7 protein-coding genes and 2 pseudogenes are annotated in these 6450 nt (G+C 66.3%); 3 read left to right on the top strand and 6 right to left on the bottom strand.

Going from position 1 to position 6450, the window contains the following annotated elements:
- The 4 genes and pseudogenes from K0M74_RS09565 to K0M74_RS09550 form a co-directional block, all read right to left on the bottom strand.
- Positions 1-536: pseudogene (locus K0M74_RS09565) on the bottom strand (nitronate monooxygenase); the annotation flags it as partial.
- A gap of 125 nt (positions 537-661) precedes the next feature.
- Positions 662-1138 carry a hypothetical protein gene (locus K0M74_RS09560; RefSeq protein ID WP_293971106.1) on the bottom strand — a complete coding sequence of 159 codons (477 nt, stop codon included), beginning with the start codon at positions 1136-1138 and terminating at the stop codon, positions 662-664.
- Positions 1139-1150: 12 nt separating this feature from the next.
- On the bottom strand, positions 1151-1927 hold the full coding sequence (locus K0M74_RS09555; RefSeq protein ID WP_293971103.1) for an SDR family oxidoreductase: 777 nt from the start codon (positions 1925-1927) through the stop codon (positions 1151-1153).
- Positions 1928-1985: 58 nt separating this feature from the next.
- Positions 1986-2813 (bottom strand): alpha/beta hydrolase, encoded by an 828-nt coding sequence (locus K0M74_RS09550; RefSeq protein WP_293971100.1) that lies wholly within the window; start codon positions 2811-2813, stop codon positions 1986-1988.
- 127 nt (positions 2814-2940) lie between these two features.
- Here K0M74_RS09550 and K0M74_RS09545 point away from each other — a divergent pair, with 127 nt between their 5' ends.
- The 3 genes and pseudogenes from K0M74_RS09545 (at position 2941) to K0M74_RS09535 (ending at position 5809) form a co-directional block, all read left to right on the top strand.
- Positions 2941-3954: a GlxA family transcriptional regulator gene (locus K0M74_RS09545; RefSeq protein WP_293971097.1), complete on the top strand. Its 1014-nt coding sequence runs from the start codon at positions 2941-2943 to the stop codon at positions 3952-3954.
- A 126-nt stretch (positions 3955-4080) separates the two neighbouring features.
- Positions 4081-4434: pseudogene (locus K0M74_RS09540) on the top strand (YciI family protein); the annotation flags it as partial.
- A gap of 118 nt (positions 4435-4552) precedes the next feature.
- Entirely contained in the window at positions 4553-5809 is a 1257-nt protein-coding gene (locus K0M74_RS09535) for a DUF6596 domain-containing protein (protein ID WP_293971094.1), read from the top strand.
- Here the strand turns inward: K0M74_RS09535 and K0M74_RS09530 are convergent.
- Positions 5806-6039 (bottom strand): hypothetical protein, encoded by a 234-nt coding sequence (locus K0M74_RS09530; protein ID WP_293971091.1) that lies wholly within the window; start codon positions 6037-6039, stop codon positions 5806-5808. The genes K0M74_RS09535 and K0M74_RS09530 overlap by 4 nt on opposite strands.
- A gap of 107 nt (positions 6040-6146) precedes the next feature.
- Positions 6147-6395 carry a hypothetical protein gene (locus K0M74_RS09525; RefSeq protein ID WP_293971088.1) on the bottom strand — a complete coding sequence of 83 codons (249 nt, stop codon included), beginning with the start codon at positions 6393-6395 and terminating at the stop codon, positions 6147-6149.
- Positions 6396-6450: the final 55 nt, after the last annotated feature.

Below are 6450 nucleotides of genomic sequence, written 5' to 3'. Positions count from 1 at the left end.
CCCAGGGGGCGTTTTAACATTGCGCTTTTTTCGTGATTCTGTGGTTTGGGGGTTGGGGGCGGGGGGGGGCCGCGTGCCCGGGGGGGTTGGGGTTTCCGCCGGGGGGCGCCTTTTTCAACCTTTTTGGGCGAAACGGGGTCGTCGATGACGTCGTGCAGCGTGATGCCGCCCCAGCTATGCACCGCCTGGTTGAGTTCCTCGCGCGCGCCGAGCGAGGTGATGGTGATCGGGACTTTCCATTTGGCGCAGGTCGCGATGTCCTGTTCGAGCCGGTCGTTCGATTTATGGACGATCTGGTTGACCGCATAGGGCGCCGACAGCCGGTCGGGGTTGGCCCGGTCCCACGCGGCGAGCTCTTCGGTGATCTGGTGCAGCCATTCGTCGAGCAAGGTCTGCGGCCGCGCGTTGAGCGCCGGGAAGCTGCCGACGACGCCCGCCTTGCACTGCGCGATGACCAGTTCCGGCCCCGACACGATGAACAGGGGCGAGCCGATGACGGGCAGGCGCAGGCGGTCGAAAATCGGGGGAAGGGCCATGAATCACTCTCCGGTAGCAGTTTGAGGCTGACCTTAACGTAAACGGAAGGTCGTGCAAGAGGGGTTGGCGGTGTTGATACGACAAGGGCGAGCGAAGCCGCCCTTGCCGTTGGTTTTGGTTGTGATCAGGCGGCGCCAGTTCGGCGCCGCGCTGCCGTGAACGCCAGATAGCCGAGGCCGATCATCGCGATCAAAAGCATGGCTTGAGCGACGGCGAAAGGCGGTTCGGTTCCATTCGGGGCCAGCGCGTTGAGCGCGGGCACTTTCAAGAAGCTCTGCACCACCAGCACGAAAAGGTTGAGATAGAGCGCGAGGGTGGCGGTGACCGCGTAGATGGCGGCGGCGCTGCCAACGAGCTTGCGACCGTACCAGGCCCAGAAGGTCGCGACGAGGATCAGCGTCGAGAGAATTCCGAAGCCGAGCGCCGGGGTGAAGGCGACGATCGGGAACAGGAAGCCGGTCAGGCTGGTAAGCAATGTCGTCCACAGGAAGACGCCGGTCGTGCGGGGCAGGATATGGCCGCGAGCCAAGGCGGGGAGGGCGATCAGGCTGATCGCGACATGGAGCGCGGTGAATTGCGCTATGGGCAGACCGAGGATCATAGCACGCGTCGTTTACAGATAGCGCGGCGCAGGGCGCGCCAACGACAGGTTGGGACGGAGCGCGGCGCGCGCGGCGATAAAGGCGTCGTAATCTGCCATGTCGGGCAGAGCGGGGATGGTTACAACTTCACCCGCGTCGAAACCCGCGAGCGCGGCATCGACCATTTGGTCCACGTCCATCACGATCTCGGCGGGAAGGCTGGCGAGTTGCTCATCGGTCCAGATCGGGGTGCGGGTCGCCCCCGGCAGCACCGCTTGGATCCGCACGCCTTTGGCGCCGAGTTCGACTTGCAACGCTTCGCTGAACGCCAGCACATAGGCCTTGCTTGCGGGATAGGTAGCGGTGAAGCCATCGGGGATCAGTGCCGTTACCGAGCTGATGTTGATGATCGCCCCGCTGCCCTTGGCAGCAAGCCGGGGCGCTATGGCTGCGGCCAGCCGGGTTACGGCCAGGATGTTGAGGTTGATCAGCGCGGCCAGCTGCGAGGGGTCGGCTTCGACGAAGCTGGTCTCGCCAGCAATGCCGGCGTTGTTGATCAGGCCGGTGATCTTATCGTCATCGCGCAGGCGGGTTTCGACGCGCGCGAGGTCCTGGGGATTGGCGAGGTCGGCGGCGATGACGTCGACGGCGACGCCGGTGTCGCTGCGTAGCTGTTGTGCAAGTTCAGCAAGCTTGTCGGCGCGGCGTGCAACGAGGATCAGATTATACCCGCGGCGGGCGAGGCGGTCGGCATAGACGGCACCGATGCCGTCCGATGCGCCAGTGATGAGGAAGCTTTGCTGGGTCATGATGCGTCTCCTTGATGAAGGAGGAGGCGCGATCCGGCTGGACCGCGCCGTCCTTGTATCAGCTGTTGATGAAATCGAGAAGATCGGCGTTGAACCGGTCCTGGTGGGTGACGGTCAGGCCATGGTCAGCGCCTTCATAGATTTTCAGCACCGCCTGTTTGACGATCTTCACCGTGGCGCGGGCCGAGGCATTGACGGGAACGATCTGGTCGTCGTCGCCGTGGAGGACGAGCGTCGGGACATCGAATTTCTTCAGGTCTTCGTTGAAGTCGCTTTCCGAAAAGGCGCGGATGCTGTCGAGCTGGCCCTTGAGCCCGCCCATCATGCCCTGCCGCACAAAATCGTCGCGCACCGCTTCGCTGATCGCCGCGCCGTCGCGGTTATAGCCGTAGAAGGGGATGGTCAGATCCTTGAAGAACTGCGGCCGGTTGTCGAAGGTGCCGTTGCGGATGCCGTCGAAGGCGTCGATTGGTAGCCCGCCCGGATTGGCTTCGGTCTTGAGCATCAGTGGCGGCACCGCGCCGATCAGCGCGATTCTGGCGACCCGCGCCGTGCCATGCCGACCGATATAGCGGGTGACTTCGCCGCCGCCGGTCGAGTGGCCGACGAGGATGACGTCCTTCAGGTCGAGCTGTTCGATCAGTTCCGCGAGGTCGTCGGCGTACTGGTCCATGTTGTTGTTGTCCCAGACCTGATCCGAACGGCCATGGCTTCGGCGGTCATGGGCGATGGTGCGGAAACCCTGATTGGCGAAATAGACCAGCTGGGCGTCCCAGGCGTCGGCGCTGAGCGGCCAGCCGTGCGAGAAGATGATCGGCTGGCCATCCTTCGGACCCCAGTCCTTGTAGAAGATGTGCGTGCCGTCCTGGGTGGTGATCGTGGTCATGTTGTGGTTCCTTTCGATTTAGGGGGGCGGGGTGTCCGCCCCGATGACATGGATTTAGGCCGGACCGGGCTTGCGCGGGATTGGCGGATACGACATTATACGGTTCAAATCCGACAAAGGAGCAATTATGCCGAGGCTGAAGATGCCCGACGCGACGACGATGCCGCTGATCGAGGTCGGGTTGATGACCTATCCCGACTGCCAGATGGGGATGGTTCACGGCATCACCGACCTGTTCGACATCGCCGGGCGCTTTGCGGTCCAGCACGACCGCGCGCCGATCCGCGTGAGCCATTGGCGGCTGCAGGACGGCGGCGGCCTGGCGCGATGTTACGACAGCCACCCCGATCAGCCCGCAGCCAATTCGCCCGCGGTGCTGATTGCGCCCGGCAGCTTGCACAAGCTGCTTCAGCCCGGCGAAATCGAACCCTATGCCCGCTGGCTGCTCGACCGGCATGCGCAGGGAACGGTGCTGGCGTCGAATTGCGGCGGTGCCTTTGCTTTGGCGGCGACCGGGCTGCTCGCGGGACGCCCGGCGACGACGCACTGGTTCTTTGCCGAGCAGTTTCGCGAGCGGTTCCCCGACGTGCGGCTGGAAGCCGACCGGATGGTGATCGACGATGGCGACATCGTCACCGCGGGCGGCCTGATGGCGTGGACCGACCTCGGCTTGCGGATCGTCGAGCGGTTGCTGGGGCCGACGATGATGATGGAGACCGCGCGCTTTCTGTTGATCGATCCCAATGGCCGCGAGCAGAAGAATTATGCCAGCTTTGCCCCGAAACTGACCCATGGCGACGAGGCCATCCTGCGCGTCCAGCACTGGCTGCAGGCACGCGGGGTCGGCCCGGTTGCCGTCCCTGCCATGGCGAGCGAGGCCGGGATGGAGGAGCGGACGTTCCAACGGCGGTTCAAGGCCGCCACCGGCATGACCCCGGTCGAATATGTTCAGCACCTGCGCGTCGGTAAGGCGCGCGAACTGCTGGAATTCACCCGTCGCACCGTCGACCAGATCGCCTGGGGCGTCGGATATGAGGATGCGGCAGCGTTCCGCAAATTGTTCCACCGAATCATCGGACTGTCACCGCACGAATATCGCCAGCGTTTCGCCACCCCCGGGTCGCTGGCCGACGCCGCCTGATCCGCGGCACCGACGCGCCGGATCATCGCCCGCAGAATTTTTTTCGTTCATGTGTCGATTTCGATAGAGCTCGTTCGTCGTGACGATACGAGGCCGATACTGGTCCGGTTTTGCAGGAGACAGATGATGCGTGTGATGGTGTTCGTAAAAGCGACCGAGGACAGCGAACAGGGCATGCAGCCGTCGCCCGAGCTCAGCCAGATGTTCGTCGACATGGGCAAGTTCAACGAGGAGCTGGTCAATGCCGGCGTGCTGGTCGCCGGTGATGGGCTGAAGCCCTCTTCGTTCGGCAAGCGGGTCGCGTTCGACGGTCCCGGCCGCACCGTCATCGACGGACCTTTCGCCGAAACGCGTGAACTGGTCGCCGGATACTGGATCTGGGAAGTCAAGGACATGAACGAGGCGGTCGAATGGGTGAAGCGCTGCCCCAACCCGATGTTCGGCCCCAGCGAGATCGAGATTCGTCCCGTCTATGAAATGGAGGATTTCGTCGATGTGATCCCCGAAGAGGCCGCGGCGATCCACGACGGCGTGGGCGAGAAGCTTGCGAACCGCTGATCCCCTGGTCCGCCCCGCCATGCGCCGCGCACCGTAGCGCATGGCGGCAGACCCAACCCAGCGCGCGATCGAGGCGGTTTTCCGCATTGAGCTGGCCAGGCTGATTGCCGGGCTGGCACGGCTGACCCGTGACGTCGACCGTGCGGAGGAGCTGGCGCAGGACGCGCTACTGGTCGCTATGACCGAATGGCCCGCCAGCGGCGTTCCCGCCAATCCCGGCGCCTGGCTGATGGCGGCGGCGAAGCGGCGCGCTATCGACGGCATCCGGCACATCCAGATGCGGGAGCGAAAACATGCCGAGATCGCTCGCGAACTGGACGAGGAGCAGGGCATGAGCGCCGACGCCCTTGAGGCCGCGCTGGACGATCCGCTGGGCGACGAGCTGCTCGGGCTGATCTTTGCCGCGTGCCACCCGGTGATCGGACCGGAGGGGCGCGCCGCGCTGACGCTGCGGCTGGTCGGCGGGCTGACGGTAGAGGAAATTGCCCGGGCGTTCCTGTCGAACGAGGCGGCGATTGCGGCACGGATCACCCGGGCCAAGAAGGCGATTGCCAAAGCCGGGGTCGCGTTCGCGGTGCCGCGGGGCGCCGAGCTGGCGGCGCGGCTGCCGTCGGTGCTCGAGGTCGTCTATCTGATCTTCAACGAAGGCTATGCCGCGACCGCGGGGCTGTCGCTGGTGCGGCCGCCGCTCTGCGGCGAGGCGCAGCGGCTGGGACGCATCCTGGCCGGGCTGATGCCCGAGCAGCCCGAGGTGCTGGGCCTGCTGGCGCTGATGGAGATCCAGGCGTCGCGGCTGGCGGCGCGCGCCCGGCCCGACGGCCAGTTTGTGCCGCTGACCGAGCAGAACCGGGCGCGCTGGGACCCGCTGCTGATCCGCCGCGGACTGAATGCGCTGGCGCGGGTCGAGGCGCTGGGCGGCGCTGACGGTCCCTATGCGTTGCAGGCGGCGCTCGCGGCGTGCCACGCCCGGGCGCGGCGGGCCGAGGACACCGACTGGCGGCGGATCGCTGCGCTGTACGACCGGTTGCGGCAGGTGATGCCGTCGCCGGTGGTCGAGCTGAACCGCGCGGTCGCGCACAGCATGGCGTCCGGCCCCGACGCCGGGCTGGCGCTGGTCGATGCAATCGCCGACGCAGCGGCGCTGCGCCGCTATGCGCCGTTGCCCGCCGCGCGCGGCGACTTCCTGCTCCGCGCCGGGCGCCGCGCCGAGGCGAAGGCGCAGTTCGAAGCCGCGGCGGCGCTGGCCGGCAACGACCGCGAACGCGACTATCTGCTGCGGCGCGCCGCCGACTGTTAATAGCCCCCTTCGGACCCCGGGGGGCGGTAGAAGCGGTGGCGGGTGACGGCGCCGTCGATCAGGCTTTTCTTCAGTTTCTTACGCATCTTGTCGGCGCCGTCGGGCGACACGCAGACGAGGCGGGTGCCGCCGTCGGGCAGGGGTTCGATCGCGCTGATGATGACCCCCGCGCTTTTGCACAACGCGGTTACTTCGGCCTCGGGCAGCGTGACGTTCATCGCGCGGCTCATGATGTGGCGGCACCGGGCGCCATGGCGAGGATCGCGGCTGCGACCTGTTCAAACCCCTCGGCGCTGGCGGTCGCGAGTGCGAGCGGGCGGCCGCCGAGCGCGGCATTTTAGCTGTTGAGGAAGTCGACCGCCGCGTCGCGCCCGCCCATGGTCAGGAAGGCGAGCTGGCTGATGTCGCCCTGCCGCTTGGCATCGTCGCGGGCGAGCGGGGTGCGGTTCTTGCGGAAATAATTGTTGGTGCGCGCGCGGCCGGGCGCCGCGTCGTCGGAAGCGTCGGTGCTGGCTGGTTTCGTGGGCGCAGCGGCGACGGGCGCCTTGCGGACGGGCAGATTGACGGGTTTGGCTCGGCTGTTCATCGGGCGCGGCTCCTGTTCGGATAAGCGGGAGCGCGCAGGTCTCTCAGCCGCGGCG

The sequence above is a fragment of the Sphingopyxis sp. genome (assembly GCF_019459305.1).
In the GTDB taxonomy this organism is placed as follows: domain Bacteria; phylum Pseudomonadota; class Alphaproteobacteria; order Sphingomonadales; family Sphingomonadaceae; genus Sphingopyxis.
The sequence above is the reverse complement of the archived record's forward strand: the minus strand, read 5'-3'. Positions and strand labels throughout refer to the sequence as shown.

Bases quoted from the DNA above. Each gene is read 5' to 3' on its own strand.
- K0M74_RS09560 (WP_293971106.1), bottom strand. From the start codon at position 1,138: ATGATCCTCGGTCTGCCCATAGCGCAATTCACCGCGCTCCATGTCGCG.
- K0M74_RS09545 (WP_293971097.1), top strand. From the start codon at position 2,941: ATGCCGAGGCTGAAGATGCCCGACGCGACGACGATGCCGCTGATCGAG.
- K0M74_RS09525 (WP_293971088.1), bottom strand. From the start codon at position 6,395: ATGAACAGCCGAGCCAAACCCGTCAATCTGCCCGTCCGCAAGGCGCCC.
- K0M74_RS09550 (WP_293971100.1), bottom strand. From the start codon at position 2,813: ATGACCACGATCACCACCCAGGACGGCACGCACATCTTCTACAAGGAC.
- K0M74_RS09555 (WP_293971103.1), bottom strand. From the start codon at position 1,927: ATGACCCAGCAAAGCTTCCTCATCACTGGCGCATCGGACGGCATCGGT.
- K0M74_RS09530 (WP_293971091.1), bottom strand. From the start codon at position 6,039: ATGAGCCGCGCGATGAACGTCACGCTGCCCGAGGCCGAAGTAACCGCG.
- K0M74_RS09535 (WP_293971094.1), top strand. From the start codon at position 4,553: ATGGCGGCAGACCCAACCCAGCGCGCGATCGAGGCGGTTTTCCGCATT.